Consider the following 19,835-nt stretch of genomic DNA (forward strand, 5'->3'; position numbering starts at 1 on the left):
CGGCGAGAGTGCTCATGACGAGGCATCATCAAGGGTTCATTCGCATTCACCCGTCCGGCATTTCCCGGCCTGTAATCCCCGGATGGAACGGGAATCCTTGGACCTTTCCTCAGGCTTCGCACCCCGCGATCACTCGCGACGCACGCTGAGGCGGGAACGAGCCCTGTGCACTGGCTCGGGTCTACACCTTCGACATCGTCGAACCTCCTTGGTGATTCCCACTCTTCTCAAGCGACTTCGTGTCGCACGACCTGGTTCAACCAGGAGGCGCTGGTCGGCGTGAAGTGCATATGGAACCGGGGGTGGGCCAGCAGCCACTTCTGGATCGCGGGGGTCTTGCGAGTGGCGTAGTTGTCGCAGATCAGGTGGACATCGAGGTGCTCGGGCACCTCCTTGTCGAGCTTGGCCAGGAACTTCTTGAACTCCACCGCGCGGTGCCGGCGGTGGATGGAGGAGATGACCTCGCCGGTCGCAGCGTTCAGCGCGGCGAACAGGGCCGTCACCCCACCGCGCACATAGTCGTGGGTGCGGCGCTCGGGCATGCCGGGCATCATCGGCAGTACCGGCGCGGACCGGTCCAGCGCCTGGATCTGCGACTTCTCGTCCACGCACAGCACGATCGCCCGCTCCGGCGGGTCCAGGTACAGACCGACGACGTCGCGGACCTTCTCGATGAACTGCGGGTCCTTGGACAGCTTGAAGGTGTCCACCAGGTGCGGCTTGAGGCCGAAGGTCCGCCAGATCCTGGAGACCGTGGACTGCGACAAGCCGCTGGCCTCGGCCATCTCCCGCGTCGACCAGTGCGTGGCGTTCTTCGGGGTGGACTCCAGCGTGCGCACCACGACCTCCTCGACCTTCTCGTCGCTCACCGTGCGCGGCGGCCCTGGCCGCGGCTCGTCCGACAGGCCCTGAAGCCGATCGGACGCGAACCGCTTGCGCCACTTGGCCACCGTCACCGGGTGCACCCCAAGCTCCGTACCCACGACGGTATTTGAGCCACCCTGGGCGCAGGCCGGAACGATCCGGCACCGCAACGCCAAAGCCTGCGACGACGTCGCCCGCCGCGACCAGCGCAGCAACGTATCCCGCTCGTCGTCTGTCAGGACCACCTCGACCGTCGGCCGACCCATACGCGCCATGAGCCCAGCCTACTTCTTCAGTGAATCAAAGACTCAGGACACTAGGGGCCGTCATGGATGTACGCAACGATTCCAAAGGGTGGCTCACGATGTGGCTCGAGCCACTTGGTGAGGATCGCTGGCTCAAGCCCGACGAGACATTCCGAGTCCGATCCAACTACAACGGCGACGAGCTGGCCTTCTCCGTGACTTTTTGGGTGGAGGACGACGACCGGTCGGCAGGGATCGAGAACATCGCGGTCTGGATCGAGAACGGTGACTGCTACGCCGAAGTCGTCGACAACGAGGGCAACCTCATCGAGTGCGGGCACCAGAGGCCTGACGACGCCAACAGGCGATGGCAGGCCATGCGCTAAGAGACGCGGAAGCGCGCAGAAGCGCAGTAAGCCGGACGAGAGTCAGTCGGATGACTGTGCCACGCCACCGTGATCGATGACGAAGCGACTGTTGAGATAAGAACTCGTCAATGCAGAGGAGATCGACGCGTCCGTATCGGGCGATCGCCTTGGACATTGCGGAAACGGACAGCGGCTTGTCGTTCGGGCCGGGCAGGCGGGCGCTTCACTCGGCCATCTCCTCGGTGGCCTGCGCCGTGCTCGAAGAGGCCCTCACCCACGGTGCCGACCCGCTCCACCTCGCACTGGTCTTCGGCATCGACGAGAAGACCGCCGTCCGCTACGCGGGCTCGGCGCGGGCACTGCTGGGACAGACAGCCGAGCACTCACCATCGCCCTCGACAAAAGAACTTGGCCCGGATTGACAGGACTTGAAGAATGACGCCCATGCAGATTCGACAGGCAGGGCCTGATGACGCCTCGGCGGTTGCTGGCGTCTACGTGCGTTCCTGGCAGGTAGCCTTCGCCGGTCTTGTTTCCCAGCACTACCTCGACACCATGGACCCAAGCCGCGAAGAGTCCGAGTGGAAGACACGCATCGCGGAATCACGGTGGCCATCGTCGGGAGTACTGGTTGCCGAAACCGAGGCCGGGATCGTCGGATTCGTAGGTTTCGGCCCGTCTCAGGACACCCCTGGCACTGCGGAAATCGGCACGCTCTACGCGATGCCCGAGATCTGGGGAACGGGGATCGGAAAGCAGTTGATGCTGGCCACGCTGACGACTCTCGGACAGGCCGACTACACACAAGCCACCTTGTGGGTCCTGGAAGACAACGAACGCGCCCGGCGCTTCTACGAAGCCGCCGGCTGGGGCGCAGACGGCGCGGCCGTGGAGGACTCCACCGGTGGCGCCTCTCTCAACAAGTTGCGCTACCGCCGCCCTCTTGGCTAGCCCGCTCACCGCCTTGTTCGTCCAGGAAGCCCGGAAGCGGCATGGCCGCGAGTTGGAGTCGCACTCGCGGGTCCAATGCCGTTCAGCACCACGACGGACCCCTGGGTTCCCAGCAAGGACTCTTCAGATTGCCTGAACTCGCGGGGTCCGAGGCCCCGGTCTCCTATCCCTGACCCAGGGTGCAAGGTAGCGGCGGCCACGGAAACTTGCCTTCGCTGCCCGGCCGTCGTTGGGGGCCCGGCCCGAGACGGAACGTACGATTGGACATCTGGCCGAACGGAGAGCTGCGAGGACTCAAGTGGCTGGCGAATTGAGCAAAGAGCTGATCATCGGCCCCCGCAGCGAGCGCGTGCGAGAGGAGCTGGCGGAAGCCGCTGCCTGGAGCGCGTACGCGGCGGATCTTCGCGAGGTGCTCGGAGCCGCGATTGAGAAGAGTGGCGCAGACCTCCTGGAGGTGGGCGGGCTGCTGGTGAGCGAGCCCCTTCCCGAAGAGCTCCGCGGCCTGCGCAATGGTGCGGAGGTCCGGCCGCCGCAAGCGATAGGTCTCGCCGAGGGAATGGCAGCCGGGCGCGGGCCGTATTGTCAGCTCGCCGCACCCGGGAGACTTCAGATCGAGTCGGGATGGGACGGATCGGTACACCTCTACACCACACCAGCGGTGGCCGCCGATCTGGCGGGATTCCATGGTGAGGGCGTGACGTTCCTGTGGCGAGACGCGGCTCCTGAACCCATAGAGGTCTCGGACCTCGTCGACGCCGTCGCGGACGCGGGTTTTTGGGCGAGGGTGGCGGAGGTGTCCGAGCGCCTGACCCTGGTCTGCGAGCGCTGGGCGTACGGCGCTCAGGGGTGTCGATGGTTCCGCGTGACGCCGGAGAGCACAGCCGAGGTGGCCCGACTACTGCGGCCACGCTCGCTGGTTTGCGTTGCCATCGAGCCGGAGCTGAACCCCAGAGCGGAGCTGCTGCAAGACGGCTTCACCGCTTTCGTGGCCCCGCTGCCGCACGGCGAACTGGCCCACCGGAACTACCCCGGTGGAGCCGACACACTCTCCAAGGTCACGGATGACGGCTTCTCCCTCATGCTGGCCGATGCGGCGCTGGGCGACTGGTGCGCCGTCGTACCGGACGCGGACGGGGTGGCCCGGGGGCGGTGGGAGACTCCGGGTGAGTAGTTGAGGTACAGAAAATCCCCGGCGAGAACGATCTTGCTGGGGTTCGCCTCCCTTGTACGAGTTCCGAGCTGACGGGGAACGGCGCCGGCCCGCAGCTCTCTCAGGTCGGGGATGTGGTTGTAGAGGGTGCCTGCGCAGACGCCGAGGAGCTTGGCGATCGAGGTGATGGAGCAGCCGGAATCAGGCAGCAGGTCGCAGGCGCGGGCGGCGGCCAGACCCTCGTTGGTGCCGATGACGATGAGCGCGCGGATGAACTCGGCGAGGGCGGCGAACACGTGGAAGACGAGCCGGCCGCCGGGGGGCAAGAGCCTGCACCTGCTCCAGTTCGTCTCCGACGAGGGATACCGGCGCATGATCGGCGCCCAGCTCAACATCACCGAGGCCCGCCACCGCCTCGCCCGGAAGATCTTCTTCGGACAGCGCGGCGAACTGCGCCAGCACTACCGCGAGGGCATGGAGGACCAGTTGACCGAACTACCGGGGTGCGAGCCGAAAAGCGCCCGGAGATCGACGCACGGTGACGGGCCCAAGCATCAGGCCGGTCAGCTTGCCCTCGAGGACGTGCCACACCACCGTCCTGATGTGCTGTCATCACGAGCTGTTGGAGACCACAGCAACTCGTGGAGGCTCAGGTGCAAGAGAGCATGCAGTTACGGGACGTCACGGCGCTCATGGTGCCGAGGGTCGGCCGGGTCGAGGTGACCAGCGATCCGTCGCTGCCGTACCGGCTGCTCGACCGGGACGGGATTGAGGTGGCGGCAGTCAGCGAGTTCCTGCTCGACATGCTCGCCAACGACGACAGCCCGGCCTCGCTCCGCTCGTACGCGTACGAGCTGCTGGCCTGGTTCCGGTTCCTGTGGGCCGTCGACGTCCAGTGGGACCGGGCCGGCCGGGCGGAGGCCCGAGACTTCGCACTGTGGCTGAAGATGGTCAAGAAGCCGCCGCGACCCCGGCGGCCGGACGCCCCGGCGCCCGGGTCGGTCAACCCGGTGACCGGCAAGCGGTACGCGGGCGAGAACTACGCTCCCCGCACCCGGCGGCACGCGCGGGCAGTCGTCCGCAGCTTCTACGAGTACCACCGCGACATGCACGGACGCCCGCTGCTCAACCCGTTCCCGAAGACCAAGCGCGCCGAGGACGAGCACCTCAACGCCCACCACAACCCGATGCACGCCTTCAAACACCCTGCCCGCCGGGCCCCCTACCAGCCGAAGGAACCCCGGCGGACCCCGCGCGGCATCCCCGACCAGGCATTCAACGAACTGTTCGCGGCCCTGCCCTCGCACCGCGACCGCGCGCTGGTCGCCTTCTACATCTCGGCCGGCCCGCGGGCCTCGGAACTCCTCGGCGTCAGCCGGGACCGGGTCAGCCCCGGTGGCCAGACGGTCGGTGTCATTCGCAAGGGCTCCCGGGCCCTGCAATGGATCCCCGCCTCCAGCGACGCGTTCGTATGGCTACGCCTCTACCAGCAGCAGATCCGCCCGCAGGCCCTCGACGGGTCGGATGAGCCGCTGTGGTGGACCCTCCGACGCCCGATCAGGCCGTTGAGCTACGACGCGGCCCGCATGGTGTTCACCCGGGCCAACGAGACCTTGGGAGCGAACTGGACCCTGCATGACCTGCGGCACAGCGCCGCCAAACGCATGGTGCGCGACCCCCAGCTCTCGCTCACCGACGTCCAATGGGTCCTTGGCCACCTCCACATCAGCACCACGGAGCAGTACCTCGAACCCGCCGAGGACGAGGTCGTCGCGCACGTGCTGGCCCACCACGCCCGGCAGGCCGCGGAACCCGTCAAACCGGTAATGCCCGCCCCGGGCTACCGCTCCGAGGTTCTCCAGACCCTGCTCGGCACGGCCGCCCTCGGCGGAGGCCCGGCATGACCACCGCGACCGTGACTGCCCGGCCCTCCGCCCTCGCCCGCCACGCCCCCTTGCCGCCCGGCCAGGAGAAACGCGAAGCGCCGGTGACCTGGTGGCAGACGGAGGAACCGCGTGAACAGGTGCTGGAGCGCACACTCGCGCTGCCGTTCACCGCGGACAGCGACGCCAACCTGCGCACACGGCAGCGCGGTCTGATCAAGCTGCTGGACTGGCTGGAGGACCAGCCCGGCCGCACATGGCAGGACCGCTGGATGGCCAGCGGCGCCGAGGAAGCCGGCCGGGAGTGGACGCGGCTTCCGATGCAGTGGCTCGCCGAGCACCAGCGGGCACGCAAGTACGACCGTGCCGATCTGTGCTGCGGCATGATCCCGTTGCTGGGCGGCCAAGTCGTACGTCCCGCCTACCGGTGGCTGCTGCAGCAGCGCCCTTCTCAACTGCTGACGCACATCCGCAACGTCACCGATCCCGACGGCTTCGCGGCACTCAAGGATCAGTACACCGCCACCGGCCACGCCGGTGCCAACGACTGCAACAATGCGCTCAACCGCGTCACCTGGATCGTGACCGCCAAGGGCGGCACCGTCCACGACGTCACCATCGGCGACTGCGTCGATCTGCAGCACGCCATCGGCGAGCACCAGACCAATGGCTACCACGGCAAGCACCTCTTCTACGCGCTCCTCGCGGGCCTCGGCGTCTTCGGCCCCAACGCCCCGGCACGGCTGAAGACAGTGATGCTGCCAGGGCAGTTGACACCGGCAGCCCTGGTCGACCGGCACGGCATCACCTGCACCGCGATACGCGACCTCCTGGTCGACTACCTCACCGAGCGCGCGGTGGACGTCGACTACACCACGCTGGAGGACATGGCCCGCACCCTGGCCGGACTGTTCTGGCGAGACCTGGAGAAACACCACCCGGGCATCGACTCGCTGCGGCTGGAAGCCGACATCGTCACCGCCTGGCGGGAGCGCGTCCGCATGGTTCGTGACCGGCACGGCATCCCCATCCGCCCGCGGGTCAACGCGCACACCGTATTCAGCTGGGTCCGCACGTTCTACCAAGATCTCGCCCGCTGGGCCGCCGACGAACCGACGCGCTGGGGCCCGTGGGTGGCACCCTGCCCGGTCCGAGACAGCGACACCGACCACAGCAAGAACCGTGCCCGCCGCAAGGCGGCCATGGACCAGCGCACCCGCACCCTGCTGCCCGCACTCCCGGCCCTGGTCAAAGCCGTCGAGCGACAGCTCAAGGACGCCCAGACCTGTCTCGCCACCGGGCGGGAGACCCCGGCCGGAGCCCCGTTCACCACTCCGGCGGGCGAGATCCTCCTCCGCCGCGCCGGGGTGTCCTCCCGCGTCTACGCCGACGACCCCGCCACCGGCCGGCGCCGGGACCTGACCGTGGAAGAGGAACGGGCGTTCTGGGCCTGGGCCATCGTCGAGGTCCTTCGCCACACCGGTATGCGCATCGAGGAAGCACTCGAACTCACCCACCACAGCTTCGTCGCCTACCAGCTGCCCACCACCGGCGAGATCGTGCCCATGCTTCAGGTCGCCCCGTCCAAACTCGACCAGGAGCGGCTGCTGCTGGTCTCACCAGAGCTCGGCGAGGTGCTCACTGCGATCATCCACCGCGTCCGGCACGGGCATCAGACCATGCCCCCGGTCTCCGCCTACGACAGTCTGGAACGGCTCTGGAGTGCGCCGATGCCATTCCTCTTCCAGCGCCGCTGCGGTCCGGAGGACCGGGCCATCCCGCGCAACTACATCTACACCTGCCTCAACCATGCGCTCGCCGCGAGCGGGCTGACCGGGCCCAGCGACGAGCAACTGCGATACACGCCGCACGACTTCCGGAGAATCTTCGTAACCGACGCCATCCGCTCCGGCCTGCCCCCACACATCGCCGCCCGCATCTGCGGCCACCGGCAGGTCGACACGACTCTCGGCTATGCCGCGATCTATCCCGAGGACGTCATCAACCACCACCGGTCCTTCATCGCCCGCCGCCGGGCGCTGCGGCCCAGTGAGGAGTACCGCGAACCCACCGCGCAGGAATGGCAGGACTTCCTCGCTCACTTCGAGCTGCGGAAGGTCGCCCTCGGCGTCTGCGCACGCGACTTCGGGACCCCCTGCGTCCATGAACACGCCTGCATCCGCTGCCCCGTCCTGCGGCCCGATCCCGAGCAGATGCCCCGCTTGGAGGAAATCCACGCGAACCTGCTCGACCGGCTACAAGAGGCCAAGGAACAGGGGTGGCTCGGCGAGGTCGCCGCGATCGAGGCCAGCCTCGCTGCCGCCGAGCAGAAACTCACGGCCATGCGCGACATCGCGGCCAGGCACACCACCGTTCACCTCGGCATGCCCGACTTCCGCAGCAGTGCCGGAAGTCTTGATGCCGAGCAGTGACAGCGGTGCCGCCTGGCATCAGTACCGTCGGTCCAAAGCCTCAACGAGGCTGCGGAGTTCGCGCGACCGGCGACGGGACATCGCCAGCATCACCGCTTCGAGGAACTCGCGGGCCTGCCACGGATCGCCGCAACAGGCCCACTCCGTGCAGCCACCGCTCTCGTACTCCCACAACCGTCGATTCGGCTGGTGGACAAAGCTTCGCCAGCGCACCATCGCCGACCCGATCGAGCCCTGCCACAGGTACTTCTTCTGACGTTCGATCCGTCGAACCTCGGCGAGTGCGGCCGAGGAAAGGCCAGGGATGGCCGTGATGTCGTCATGCTTCCGGCGCCGACGAGGCAACTCGGCCCGGACGCACCCAGGCCGCCTACGCGGCATGGGCCTTTCTGTTGATCGTCATACTGGCCATCTTCCCATCTGCGGTCGCTACGCGACCAGCCCGGATTGACCCGCAACCCCCGAGCGCCTCGAATACCCTGCAGATCGCGCCTACAGATCTCCCTCGCGCCCAGGGACGGAAGGCGGTGTGACCTCGATGATCACGGCCGTGCCGACAACCGGCCTGCCCTCGTGCATGGTGATCACATCGCCAGGCTGCACATGGCGCCACTGTTCGGGGCTGAGTGGCGCCAAACGGATCGATGCACTTTCTCCCGGTGCCAGGCCGGGCGCACCCTCCACCCACAGTTGCGCAACGTTCACTGACTGTCCGCCATCGGGCGCCCGGTTGCCGATGTCCCAGAGCGGCCGCAGCTGCCCCTGCCCGGAAAAGGCGGTCTGACGTCCGCCCTCCTCCGTGCTCAGCAGGCTCAGCCTGGCCCGGAGGGTGCCGTGCTGCGTCTCCCAGGCCCGCCACTCGCACCAGTCGGCGCTGTGCTCCAGCATCATCTGGCGTGCTGCGTCCTCGAGTAGCGACCAGAATCGCAAGGAAACCGGCTGCTCGTCCGCGATCTCCATCAGGAGGTCGAGGACGAGCTCCCACTCCTGGTGCCGTTGATAGTCGCGCACGTCGTCAACCGTCACACCGTTTTCGGCCCGGGCGCCCTCGGGAAGTAGATCAGTCGCTCGCCGAAGGAGCGTGAAGGCATCGTCCATGAGGAGCATTTTCCAAGGCCCCAGCGACGTCCTCATCGGGCCCCCTCGCGAGAACCGGCTCGGTGACACGCCCGGGAGGCCGCTGATCCTCAAGAAATTCGGCCGCTACTCTCAGCGACCTATCGGCGGACAGACGGCCCAGGCGGACAGCATGCCAAGTTCGGATAATACCAGCTCGGCGCCCTCGGCCTGGCCCTCAACTCCGTAGTCCTGTTCAACAGCCTCTGCATCGACGCAGCCGTCAAGCAGCTTGCCGCCGACGGCTTCCCCTCACCGACGACCTGCTCGCCCGCCTCTCTCCGCTCCAGTTCGACCACATCAACTTCCTGGGCCGGTATGTCTTCACCCGGCCGTCGGCGCCGGGCCTGCGACAACTGCGCGACCCGAATGCAGACGATGACGCATCGCTGTGGGCCGAGTGATCCCTACCGCGGCTTCCAAGCGGTGGGGAGTGTCATGAATTAGGTGTGATCCTTCCCGAAGGAGTCATCTGATGAATGCGACGACAGGTCACCTGATTGAGGCCGTAGACCGCGTGTCGCTTGCCGTGGCCGACGGCAGTGTCCAGGGTGCCGACGTGAAGTCGATGCCGGTGTCTGAGAACGGTCTGTCCAGCGAATTGCTGGAGGAGCTGGCCGCGCTCGCGGCCGAGAAGGTCCATGGCGGCGAAGGGCTGCGGCTGATGGGCGAGGGCGGGCTGCTGCCCGAACTGGCCCAGCATCTGATGCAGGCCGCCCTGGAGGCCGAGATGGACGAGCACCTCGCCGCCGAGGCCGGCCGGGTCGGCGGGCGCGGGTCCCGCTCGGGCGGCAACATGCGCAACGGCTACCGGGCCAAGAAGGTCATGACGGAGGTCGGCGCCGTGACGGTGCAGGTCCCCAGAGACAGGCTGGGCACCTTCCGGCCCCGGCTGCTGCCCGTGCACGCCCGCCGCACCGGCGCGCTGGACGACCTGGTGCTCTCACTGACCGCGAAGGGCCTGACCTCCGGCGAGATCGTCTCCCACCTCGCCCAGACGTACGGGATGACGACCACGAAGGAGACCATCTCCACGATCACCGACAAGGCCCTGGAATCGATGGCGGAATGGCGCACCCGCCCGCTCGATCCGGTCTACCCTGTCGTCTTCATCGACGCCGTGCACGTCAAGATCAGGGACGGTCACGTCGCCAACCGGCCGGTCTACGTGGCCGTCGCGGTCACCGCGGACGGCTACCGCGAGATCCTCGGACTGTGGGCCGGCAACGGCGGCGAGGGCGCCAAGTACTGGCAGACCATCCTGACCGAGATCAAGAACAGAGGCGTCCGCGACGTGCTCATGCTGGTCTGCGACGGGCTGAGCGCCCTGCCCGACGCGGTGAACACCGTCTGGCCCCAGACCGTCGTGCAGACCTGCGTGGTCCACCTCATCCGCGCCAGCCTGCGCTACGCATCGCGCCGCGACTGGGCCGAGGTCGCCCGCGACCTCAAGCCCGTCTACACCGCCGTCAACGAGGAAGAGGCCCGGCAACGGCTCGCGGACTTCGACGCCACGTGGGGCAAGCGCTACCCCTCGATCGCCGGCACCTGGCAGCGGGCCTGGAGCGAGTTCGTACCCTTCCTCGGCCTGCCCGACGCCATCCGCCAGGTCGTCTACACCACCAACGCCATCGAGTCCCTCAACGCCCGCTACCGGCGCGCGGCCCAGGCCTGCGGGCACTTCCCCAACGAGCAGGCCGCCCTCAAACGCCTCTACCTCGCCACCCTCGCCCTCGACCCCACCGGCCGCGGCCGCCAGCGCTGGAACAACCGCTGGAAGTCCGCCCTCAACGAGTTCGACGTCCTCTTCGACGGCCGCCTTACCGCCGGACGAGTGTAGGCCGAACAGCCCACCCACCAACTCGTAGGCCAAACAGACGAATCACACCTAATTCCTGATAGACCCAAGCGGTGAGCTGGAAGAGCCGGGCGGTGTGCATGTAGGGCGGGCGTGCGGTGGTAGCGAGTTCGAGGCGTTCGAGGGCTGCGTAGAAGTCCGGTTCGTGTTTGCGTGCGTCGTCGGTGATGTAGTCGCAGAAGCTGCGGATGCCGTAGTGGGCGATGTCCCGGCATCCGAGATTCCGCAGGGTGGGGATGATCTCGTCGGCTGTGTGGAGTGTCAGGGTCGAGTTGAACATCTGCGTCCGGGCCTGATCGGTGTCGAGTGCGGCGAGCGCGGCCTCAGGATCCATTTCCCGGACAGCGATGTTCAGGGGCGCCGAGTGCCGGTTGATCGCCATGACGGAGACCAGGCCCCCGGGCTTCAGTGGGGAGAGTGCTGAGGCGAGAGTGCCTGGGACGTCGTCCATGTATTGCAGGAGGTTATGGCAGAGTACGACGTCGAACTCGCCGTCGGCGAGGTCGCGCGGCAGATCGGTCGCGTCGGCCTCGACGCAGGTGATCAGCTCGGTCACGCCGCCTGCAGCGGCTCGCTCGGTGGCTACAGCGAGCATGGAGGGCGCGTAGTCGACGATGGTGACATGGTGCCCGCGGGCCGCCAGGCGGATGGCGTCTCCGCCGTCGCCGCCGGCGAGGTCGAGTATCCGCAGCGATTCGCTGCCCAGGTCGTCGAGGTGACGCAGCAGGTTTGCCTCAGCGATCGAGTAGCGCAGTCTGCCCCAGGGGGCGTCCTGCCACTCCTGCCAGGTGGCCATCGCGGTGTTGAACTTCTCCGGAGCTTCAGGCATCTCGCGACGATAGCGGTCCGGACGACGCTGGGGGCGGGCGGATCGGCAGCAGAATCAGCTGTATGTCTGGCCGCGGGGACCATCGGTACGGGCATTCAAGCAAGCACTTGATTTTGGGTGCCAGAAAGCTCGGGACAGCGCGGGCTACTGCTCTACCGCCAGCGTGGGAGCAGCTGCGACTCCGGGTAGTGGTAGGGCTCCCAGGCGTTCAGCCCGGCCGCAAGATCATCTGTGCTGAGGAACGAGGCAAGGACCGCGCGGTCATCAACCCGCCGACGGCCACCGCCTTGCGGCCTCGTGGAGATCGGCGGCCTCACAGCCCGGAACAGCTCTCACAGTCCCTCCGGTCCAACCTCTCAACGAAGGTCATCGAGTGTGACTCCCTCCACCGGTACGGGAGTCACCGGCCGTCCAGGGCGCCCCGTACCGCGCCAGGTAGTGCCACACTTTCTTGACCGCCTGGGGGTCATAGCGGCCGGAACGCGCCGCATCTCCGACGGTACGAGGATCGAGTACGCCGTCGACCGCGATCTGCGTGCCCAGGTCGACGTACTCCTGGCCGCGATATCCGGGATAACGGCGGAGTTCCTCGACAGCGAGACGGATGCCTTGGTGCCACTCCACGGGGCAGCCAACGCGCAGGGCCGCGGCCTCGACAACCGTGCCTTGGTAGCAGGGGTCCAGTACCAACGCCTCCACATGGCAGTCCGGCCGGACGGGGCCGTGCACCTGCGCCTCGATGTAGTCGTCAAGATCGTCCTGTTGATCGGCGAGGGCAAGCCAAATGAGGCCCATGCGGTGCGCGACACCGAAATCCGAGGGCTCAAGGAAACTGTCCGGGTAACAGAACGTGCTCCGCGTCAGCGTCTCGCCTGTCAGACGGAAGTGGGCGGAGCCAAACCGTGGCGCTCCGCCGAGCGGCTTGCGACGGAAGTTCAAGGCCCCGTAGACCGGCCGCTCATGCGCAGGTGCTTCGTCGTACGCTCCGTTGAAGATCCGACTCTCCCAGCACCACCGATCGCCGCCGGGATACGCGGTCAGCCCGCCGTTGCTGGTTCCCGTGACGAACTGTGAGCGGTAGACGCCGTCCTCGGCCATGACGTCCAGGATCGGCTTGCCGAGCAGCAGACGGTCCGGGTGGAAGTTGAGGGTCACCCGCAGCATCGGATCAAGTGGAGGGCCCGATGCCAGTTCCGCAACATGCCGAAGAGCCCGTTCCTGCGCTGTTGGGGAGGCTGCGGAGGTCATCCGCACAGTGTTCCCCAAGCTGATCAACCGGTGCACTCGGATTCACCCACCGACAGTCCGTCGGGCGGCGCACCATTCCTCCCCGGGGCCACGTCAGGACGTCCGCAAGCCTTGAGATCCCCACCAACTGGGGCCGCTCGAAGCCAATATGCCGGAGCCGCTGAACAACGTCACAGCCAACTCCCCACCTCTGTTGCACAGCCAGGGGACAGCCCCGCCCTCCGGTGAACGTCAGGTCGTGGCATCCGCGCTGTTTCGTGGAGCGTCTTCCTCAGGGTGCTGCTTCAGGACGTCTCTCCCACCCGGACGGTCCATCTCGCGCCACTCCGGCCGCAGTCCTGCCAGGTTCGTGGTGAGGAAGTACGTGGCCCCGCAGGCGAGCAGTACCGGCACAAGTCCGACGGAGGCCACCGCCGCCCCGGCGATCAGCCCACCGAGAGGGATACCTGCCCAGGCCAACGAGTCGCCGAGCGCGTTGACCCGGCCCAGCATCCGGCGGGGCACCCGTTCGAGGAGGACGGCCCCGATCACCGGGTTGAGGAAGCCCGCACCGAATCCACTGACGGCAAAGACGGCCAGTACCGCTCCCAGCGGGGCGTCGAAGGCGAGGATCAGAAATCTCGGGGCCCCGGCCAACAGGAACCCGGTGAAGAACACGACCCTGCGCCGCAGCCGGTGCGAGGCCACCGCGGCGATCAGGCTCCCCGCAACCGCAGCGGCCCCCATCACGCTGCCTGTGAGACCGATCGCGGTCGGCCCGCTGCCGGACTCCTTGGCCCAGACGGGCATGAGAACCGTCATGAACGCCGCGTCGAGCAGGTTGGTGATGCCCACCATGACGATGACGGTGAGCAGCAACGGCTCGGCGCGGAGGAAGGCGAAGCCTTCGCCGAAGCGCTTCCAGTAGCCCGCTTGAGCCTCTCCGGCCTGCGACGAGGCGTCCCTGGCCGGCTCTCCCATGTGGCGAGGCAGCGCCAGTGCGATGATCACCGATCCGAGAGCAAAGCAGCCCGCGTTCACGACAAGACCCGTCAAGGGGCCGAGCAGCGCCGTCAAGGCGCCGCCGGCCGCCGGGCCGACGGTGGAAGCGAGCCGCTCGGTCACACCGGACAGGCCGGTGGCACGCTCCAGCGGCACCCCACTGCGCTCAGCCGCTTCCGGGACCATGACTTCCTTGGCCAGGTCGCCGGGCCCGCGGGCGGCGCCGATCACCGCAACCAGGGCAAGCAGAAGCGGGAAGGACAGCAGGTGCAAGGCGTGGAACAGAGGGACGGCGGCGGCAGCGGCCGCGCTGGCGAGGTCCGTGGTCCAGGAAACGGCCCGTGGGCCGACCCGGTCCACCAACGGTCCGGTGAGTGCCTTGACCACCACATAGGGGGCCATCTCGAAGAAGGCGACCAGCCCGGTCTGGGTGGCGCTGCCGGTCGTGACCAGTACGAACCAGGGCAGCGCGACCGCCGCTACCCGCGTACCGGTCAGCGCCACTGCCATGGCCGCCAGCACCCCACCCAGAGGCCGTAAGGACCGCTTCCCGGACCTGCCGTCAGTCCCTGGAGCGTCCCCTGTCACGACGTCTCCGTCCCTGCCGCGGACTCAGTACCGGCTTGTACTTCCGACGGGAAGGGCTCATCCAGTTCGGGCAGGAGGTGCGTGATGACGCCGACTCGCTCGGCTCCCTCGGGGGCACTGGCCGCTGCCTCGGGCGTATCTCTCCGGTACCGGGAGATGACGGCCCTCAACTCCTCCCGCAAGGCGACGGCCTCTTCGGGCGTGAGCCGCAAGGCCCAGTCGCTCATGTCGACGGTGTCCCGCCATGCGTGGGGCATCGTCTGCAGCTCGTTCAGCGTCTGCTGAGTGCGCAAGGTGTAAGTGGTGACGACGGATTGCAGGAAGGCCAAGGTGGCCTCGGGCTCTCGAACAAGCAGCTCCCGGTCGTTGAGCTCCGTCATCTGATGTACGGAACGCCACCAGCGCTCTCGCGCGTTGCCGCGCTCAGCGTCCTCCTCGACGAAACCAGCCGCCCCGAGCTGGCGCAGGTGATAGCTGGCCGTCCCGGAATTCACACCCAGCCGCTCCGCGAGGCGGGTAGCTGTCGATGGGCCGTACTTCCGCAGCAGCCCAACCAACTGCACTCGCACCGGATGCGCCATGGCACGCAGCCCCTTGGCATCCAGGACAACGGAGTTCTCTTCAACGTTCGGGCCTTCTGGCCTCTTCCTCGCGTCGCTCACACCCCACAGGTTAAACCGCAAAGAGTTCTTTGCGAAGAGCTCTTTGCGAAGAACTCTTTGCGGTTTGCTTCGCGTGAGGGATCCCGCCGCTCACCTATCGACCGTTTCGGGACGCTTGGTAGCGGAACGCCAAGGTCTTCTCGCCGACTGCGCTCACTGGGCTCGTATCTAACGTGCTTCGGTCGAAACATAGGCATTTCTGTACCTTCATCTGTTTTCGCCACAGTGACTTGCCCGGCTCCAAACCAAAGGCCTTCGTCAGCGTTGCCGTCATCGACGCCGACCACCTCACGGAGGTTCTGGCGGGCAGCACCCGGCATCAGGTCGTGACGGTCACTCGCGTGCGACCTGCGAAGACAGACCTAGACTCAAACATGTGAGCGATATCCTGTCGGAGTCGGTGGAGGCGCGGCCGTGGCGTCCGGAGGTCGGCCTCACCCGTGGTGTGGTCGTGGCCGCCGGGAGGCAGGCCGACGTCCTGGGTGTGGTCGCGGGGTGCGTGGCGGTGGTCGCCGGTGCGGGCTCGGCAGGACTGGCCGGACGGCCGTACGGCGTATCAGGTGCTCATCGACTTCGACGGGTCGACGGCCGTCATGGCCCGTACTTACTGGTGGCCGCACCCGGGGCTCGTGGTGGCTCACCGCAGCTCGGTGCAGCCGTCGACCGGTCAGGGGTGGCAGGAACCATCGGTCACCTCTGCGCGGACTGCCGCGCGTCGTCCATTGCCTGGGCGAACTCCGCGTCACGGCGTCGGCGCTGGTAGATCGCCACGGTAGTGATCGCGGCGGCCTTCACCGTGGCGCCGGGCTTGCGCAACTCGTCGAGGAACCGGGCCACGCGTCCGGGGTGAGCCGTACCTGACGGGTGCTGCTGTAGGGGGCGGCAGCCTCGCTGACCGCTGTGCAGGCGTGCGCGTATGCCGGGTCTCTGCCCCGCCATGCTCTGACATGGCCGCTGCCCATGATCTGCTCAGCCAGGGTCGGGGATGCGCCCAGGGCGAGGAGTCGCAGGTACTCGGCGCGGGCAATGCGCGCGTGTTCGGCGTCCGCCTCCGGGGCGCGGCCCGCTAGCGCGATCACGAGACGGGTGTCCGTGCGGGCCGTCGCCCACACGGCGGCCACGTCGAGCCGCAGTTCGCCGGCCGCCTCGTCCAGCGGCCGGCCGTGCCGTAGCGCGGTGATCAGCCGGGCTGACTGCCTGGCGGTGAGTCGGGCGGGACTGGTCAGAACCCTACGAGCGACCGCAGTCGACCATGGGGCCCGGAGACGACGGTGCCCCGCCCGGTTCCCGTGTGGGGCGTCCGGCGGGGCACTGCCGTGTCCGGCAACCTTCAGTTCTGGTCCACCTGTTGTACGAGGTCGGACGGGTCGGTGTTGGCTCCGCAGAGGACCACGACGACCTTTTCGCCGCTGCCGGGCCGGTAGCTGTGGCCCGTCTGCCCGCCAGGCGTCGCCGTGTCCCACTGGGTGGTGTGCTGGTCCGGGCCGAGCAGGGCGGCCAGGGCGGTGGCGGCGCCGTGCTCGACGGCCACCCGGCGGTGGTCCCACAGTGCCTGGCGGGCGCGGACGATCTGGTGGTCCGTCAAGCCACGAAGTACTGCTGGAGTACTTGTGGCGTTCAGCCCGGACGGACGGACGGACCCTGGCCACCAGCACAGGTGGCTCCATCGGGCTGCGAAAGGTTGATCTGCCCGCCCCGGCCTCCGCGCTACGCACCATTTGCGAGGCCATCGACACCACACTCACCCCTCTGGAACAGTCCCGCTACCTCCACGACCAGTCCACTGAAACCGGCTGCCGGCCAGCCGCGCGATAGGACCTCACTGACGGGCGGGCAATGGGCCGACTGCAGGCAAGGCCGGAGCAGCGCGGTGGAAGCAGGCAGATGTCCCCGCTCCGGAACAGATCCTCGGGAAGGACATCGGCGTCCTGCGCGTGCTCTGAAGCGGCATCTGACTCCTACCTGGCGGTCCAAAGACCGAGGTCGTTGCTGTTGGAGTCGGCTGCTTGCCGCAGCGCGTCGGTGGAGCCGAGCAGGGAGTGCGGCAGATAGCCGGAGCGGACCCTCAGCTCCCACCCGTGGACCTGGACCGCGAGAGTGGCCAGCGCCAGCGCTCCCACCGGCAGAAGGGTCCGGGGGCAACGTCGGCTCCCATGCTCTCCCGGTAATCGATGAGCCGGGCCACGAGCGCCTGCTCGAAGGCATGCTGGTCGTCGTCGAGGAGTACGCGAAGAAGGCGCTGGTCCGCTGTCAGGGTGCCGGCTGCGTCCAGGTGCCGGGCGGTCTCGGCGCGCTCGGCAGCATCCGGCTTGCGCAGGGGCACGGTGGGCCAGTCGCGGGGCAGATGCCCGTCTGTGTCCGTCAGGTAGCAGCACAGCGCGTCCATTGCCGCAACGTCGGCCGGATCCGACACCGAGTCCAAGTCCGAGTACGGAACCCCCTTGCGGATGGTGGGCGCGAAGTCGCCCCGCAGCATCAGGCCGATCACCCGCTGCCACTCCCACACCAGGCCGCTCACCACGCACATCTCAAAGGTGTCGATCCATGTTGCGGCCGTGGGGGCCTCTTTGGCGATGTAGCGGAACTCGAGGTCCTCGCTGCTGAGCCGTTGGCCGATGAGCGGGAAGAGGATCTCTTGGTCGCCGTTTGGGTAACAGCCGACGCTCAGGACCCCCAGGGAGGACTCCGCCGCGGTCCGCAGTGCCGTACGCGACTCCTCATCCAGCGGTCGGTCCTCCAGGGTGCGTGCGGCGACGTGGTCGAGGAGCTCATCACGCATCTCCAGCATCTCCTTCAGAGAGCCGTCGCCGTAGCGCATCCAGTGCCACCGGCCGTGGATCCGCCCCTCGATGTCGTCGAGCGCCTGGGTCATATGGTCTCCGCCGACCTCATGACACATCACTTCCCGCACAGCAGCCGTCCTCTCATGATCTTCCGACCGGGCGCGGCACGCTATCAGCGGGCTCGGACATCGGCCCCGCTTTCGGCTGGAGCCACCGGCCTCGACGCGGGGCACCGAGCAAGACCGTGGAGTGAGAGTGAACCGCTCCGGGATCGGTGAACCGCTCCGGACTGCCCCGGAGCGGTTCGGTGGGCGGTGGCCGCATGCGTCAGCGCCACGGTTCGCCCCAGTCGACACCTTCGCGCAACTCTCGCTTGAGCAGCTTCCCGCCGGCGTTGCGTGGCAGCGGTTCACGACGCACCGAGACGTACTGCGGCACCTTGTAGTCGGCGATCCGCTCGGCCACCCCGCTGATCACTGCCGCGACATCGAAGTCGTCACCGGCCAGGACTATCACCGCGCCGACCTTCTCTCCCATCACTTCGTCAGGGACTCCGATCACGGCGGCATCGAGTACGCCGGGAGTTTCGATGAGCGCCGCCTCGACCTCGACGCTGGAGACGTTCTCCCCTCCGCGATTGATCAGGTCCTTGACCCGGTCCACGATGCGCAATCGGCCGGCCGGGTCGACCGTGACCACGTCCCCGGTACGAAACCAGCCGTCGACAAGCGCGGGAGTGACCGCATCCCAGTAGCCCGTGAGCACATTCGGGCCACCGGACCAGCAGTTCCCCGTGGTCCGGTCCGTCGATCTGGTCCAGCGCGAGGTCGACGACCGGCACCGGGAATCCGATCGAATCGGCGTGCTCGGCGGCGTCGTGGTCGGGCAGTACGCTGATCAGCGAGGCGGTCTCGGTCATGCCGAAGCCGTTGAAAACCCGCGCCGAGGTGAACGTCTGCCGCAGGGCCTTCACCAGGCCGACCGCGATGGGCGCACCGCCGTATCCGATCAGCGTCACACCGCTCACGTCGGTGGGGTGCTCGGAGAGCCGTCGCAGCAGCAGGTTATAGACGGCGGGCACCGTCACCACGAAGGAGATCCGCTCCTCCGCCAGGGTCGCCAGCGCCCTGTCCAGGTTCAGCTCCGGGAGGATCACCGACGTCCCACCCAGGTAGGCGGCCGTGATCAGCTGGGAGTTGCAGCCTGTCACGTGGAACAGGGGAACCGAGATCAGCGTGCGCAGCCCGGCCCCGCCTTCGATGCCGAGTGTCCGCGTCATCGTCTCGGCGTTGCTGAGGAAGGCCCGGTGGGTCGTCGGCACCCCCTTGGGGTGGCCGGTCGTTCCGGATGTGTAGAAGATCGCGGCCACATCGTCGGCGGCCGCCGCGCCCTGCGCGAACGGTTCCCCATCCGGCAGGGCGATGCCGCAGCCGAGCACGACGTGGGCGCCCGAGTCGGCGACGACGTAATCGACCTCCTGCTCGGAGAACCGGGTGTTGATCGCCACCGGAATGGCGCCGGCCAGGATCGAGCCCCAGAATCCCAGGACCCATTCCACTCCGGCGGGCTGGCGCAGGGCGACCCGGTCTCCCGGCTTCACGCCCGCGGCGACCAGCCCACCGGCCACCCGAGAGGCACGCTCCAACAGCGTCACGTAGTCGAGTCGTGGTCCGTCGACTTCGACCACGGCCTCTACGCGCGGGGTGCGCGCAGCATGGGAGGTGATCACGTCCACCAAGGTCGCCGGCAGATCGTCGTACGTCCGCAGGCCGCTCGCGTCCCGGTGGGTGCCTTCGAGCCCGAACGGATTCTCGGCGGTCCTGCGCAGTTCTCGGATCGGGCTCATCAGACCTGCCTTTCTGACAGATGGCGGACCA

At 67.7% G+C, this 19,835-nt stretch carries 16 protein-coding genes and 3 pseudogenes; 8 read left to right on the plus strand and 11 right to left on the minus strand.

Features of this window, described 5'->3' with window-relative positions; genetic code table 11:
- Nucleotides 1–242: 242 nt before the first annotated feature.
- Nucleotides 243–1,139: pseudogene (locus OG622_RS46360) on the minus strand (IS630 family transposase); the annotation flags it as partial.
- Nucleotides 1,140–1,192: 53 nt separating this feature from the next.
- Here OG622_RS46360 and OG622_RS46365 point away from each other — a divergent pair.
- From OG622_RS46365 to OG622_RS46395, 7 genes are all read left to right on the plus strand, one after another.
- Nucleotides 1,193–1,495: a hypothetical protein gene (locus tag OG622_RS46365; protein WP_371583125.1), complete on the plus strand. Its 303-nt coding sequence runs from the start codon at nt 1,193–1,195 to the stop codon at nt 1,493–1,495.
- 149 nt (nt 1,496–1,644) lie between these two features.
- Nucleotides 1,645–1,899, plus strand: a complete 255-nt coding sequence (locus tag OG622_RS46370) for a hypothetical protein (protein WP_371583127.1) — start codon at nt 1,645–1,647, stop codon at nt 1,897–1,899.
- Between the two features lie 13 nt (nt 1,900–1,912).
- A complete protein-coding gene (locus OG622_RS46375) occupies nt 1,913–2,428 on the plus strand; it encodes an N-acetyltransferase family protein (RefSeq protein ID WP_371583129.1) in 516 nt (171 codons plus the stop codon).
- 298 nt (nt 2,429–2,726) lie between these two features.
- Nucleotides 2,727–3,599, plus strand: a complete 873-nt coding sequence (locus tag OG622_RS46380) for a hypothetical protein (protein WP_371583131.1) — start codon at nt 2,727–2,729, stop codon at nt 3,597–3,599.
- A 351-nt stretch (nt 3,600–3,950) separates the two neighbouring features.
- Complete coding sequence (locus OG622_RS46385; protein WP_371584433.1) at nt 3,951–4,301, plus strand: Tn3 family transposase; 351 nt, start codon at nt 3,951–3,953, stop codon at nt 4,299–4,301.
- A complete protein-coding gene (locus OG622_RS46390) occupies nt 4,232–5,482 on the plus strand; it encodes a tyrosine-type recombinase/integrase (protein ID WP_371583133.1) in 1,251 nt (416 codons plus the stop codon). The genes OG622_RS46385 and OG622_RS46390 overlap by 70 nt, the downstream gene beginning before the upstream one ends.
- On the plus strand, nt 5,479–7,893 hold the full coding sequence (locus OG622_RS46395; RefSeq protein WP_371583135.1) for a tyrosine-type recombinase/integrase: 2,415 nt from the start codon (nt 5,479–5,481) through the stop codon (nt 7,891–7,893). Before OG622_RS46390 ends, OG622_RS46395 begins: the two co-directional genes overlap by 4 nt.
- Before the next feature lie 492 nt (nt 7,894–8,385).
- Here the strand turns inward: OG622_RS46395 and OG622_RS46400 are convergent, their stop codons facing one another.
- On the minus strand, nt 8,386–8,991 hold the full coding sequence (locus OG622_RS46400; RefSeq protein ID WP_371583137.1) for a hypothetical protein: 606 nt from the start codon (nt 8,989–8,991) through the stop codon (nt 8,386–8,388).
- Between the two features lie 586 nt (nt 8,992–9,577).
- On the opposite strand from OG622_RS46400, the gene OG622_RS46405 reads away from it, so the two are divergent.
- Nucleotides 9,578–10,849, plus strand: coding sequence for an IS256 family transposase (locus OG622_RS46405; RefSeq protein ID WP_371583971.1), 1,272 nt, complete (start codon nt 9,578–9,580; stop codon nt 10,847–10,849).
- Here OG622_RS46405 and OG622_RS46410 read toward each other — a convergent pair.
- From OG622_RS46410 to OG622_RS46450, 9 genes and pseudogenes are all read right to left on the minus strand, one after another.
- Nucleotides 10,830–11,696, minus strand: a complete 867-nt coding sequence (locus tag OG622_RS46410) for a class I SAM-dependent methyltransferase (RefSeq protein WP_371583139.1) — start codon at nt 11,694–11,696, stop codon at nt 10,830–10,832. The genes OG622_RS46405 and OG622_RS46410 overlap by 20 nt on opposite strands.
- A 366-nt stretch (nt 11,697–12,062) precedes the next feature.
- Nucleotides 12,063–12,944, minus strand: a complete 882-nt coding sequence (locus OG622_RS46415; RefSeq protein WP_371583141.1) for a DUF3626 domain-containing protein — start codon at nt 12,942–12,944, stop codon at nt 12,063–12,065.
- Nucleotides 12,945–13,175: 231 nt separating this feature from the next.
- The gene (locus tag OG622_RS46420) at nt 13,176–14,513 is read right to left on the minus strand and encodes an MFS transporter (RefSeq protein ID WP_371583143.1); all 1,338 of its coding nucleotides are present in this window, start codon (nt 14,511–14,513) and stop codon (nt 13,176–13,178) included.
- Entirely contained in the window at nt 14,510–15,175 is a 666-nt protein-coding gene (locus OG622_RS46425; protein WP_371583144.1) for an ArsR/SmtB family transcription factor, read from the minus strand. The genes OG622_RS46420 and OG622_RS46425 overlap by 4 nt, the downstream gene beginning before the upstream one ends.
- Before the next feature lie 690 nt (nt 15,176–15,865).
- The gene (locus tag OG622_RS46430) at nt 15,866–16,012 is read right to left on the minus strand and encodes a hypothetical protein (RefSeq protein WP_371583146.1); all 147 of its coding nucleotides are present in this window, start codon (nt 16,010–16,012) and stop codon (nt 15,866–15,868) included.
- Nucleotides 16,013–16,505: 493 nt separating this feature from the next.
- Nucleotides 16,506–16,754 (minus strand): annotated as a pseudogene (locus OG622_RS46435) (threonine/serine dehydratase); the annotation flags it as partial.
- Between the two features lie 379 nt (nt 16,755–17,133).
- Nucleotides 17,134–18,074, minus strand: a pseudogene (locus OG622_RS46440) (immunity 49 family protein).
- Nucleotides 18,075–18,285: 211 nt separating this feature from the next.
- A complete protein-coding gene (locus OG622_RS46445) occupies nt 18,286–18,519 on the minus strand; it encodes a hypothetical protein (protein WP_371583147.1) in 234 nt (77 codons plus the stop codon).
- The gene (locus OG622_RS46450; protein WP_371583149.1) at nt 18,503–19,804 is read right to left on the minus strand and encodes a class I adenylate-forming enzyme family protein; all 1,302 of its coding nucleotides are present in this window, start codon (nt 19,802–19,804) and stop codon (nt 18,503–18,505) included. Before OG622_RS46450 ends, OG622_RS46445 begins: the two co-directional genes overlap by 17 nt.
- Between the last annotated feature and the right edge of the window lie 31 nt (nt 19,805–19,835).

This window comes from Streptomyces sp. NBC_01314 (assembly GCF_041435215.1).
Lineage (GTDB): Bacteria > Actinomycetota > Actinomycetes > Streptomycetales > Streptomycetaceae > Streptomyces.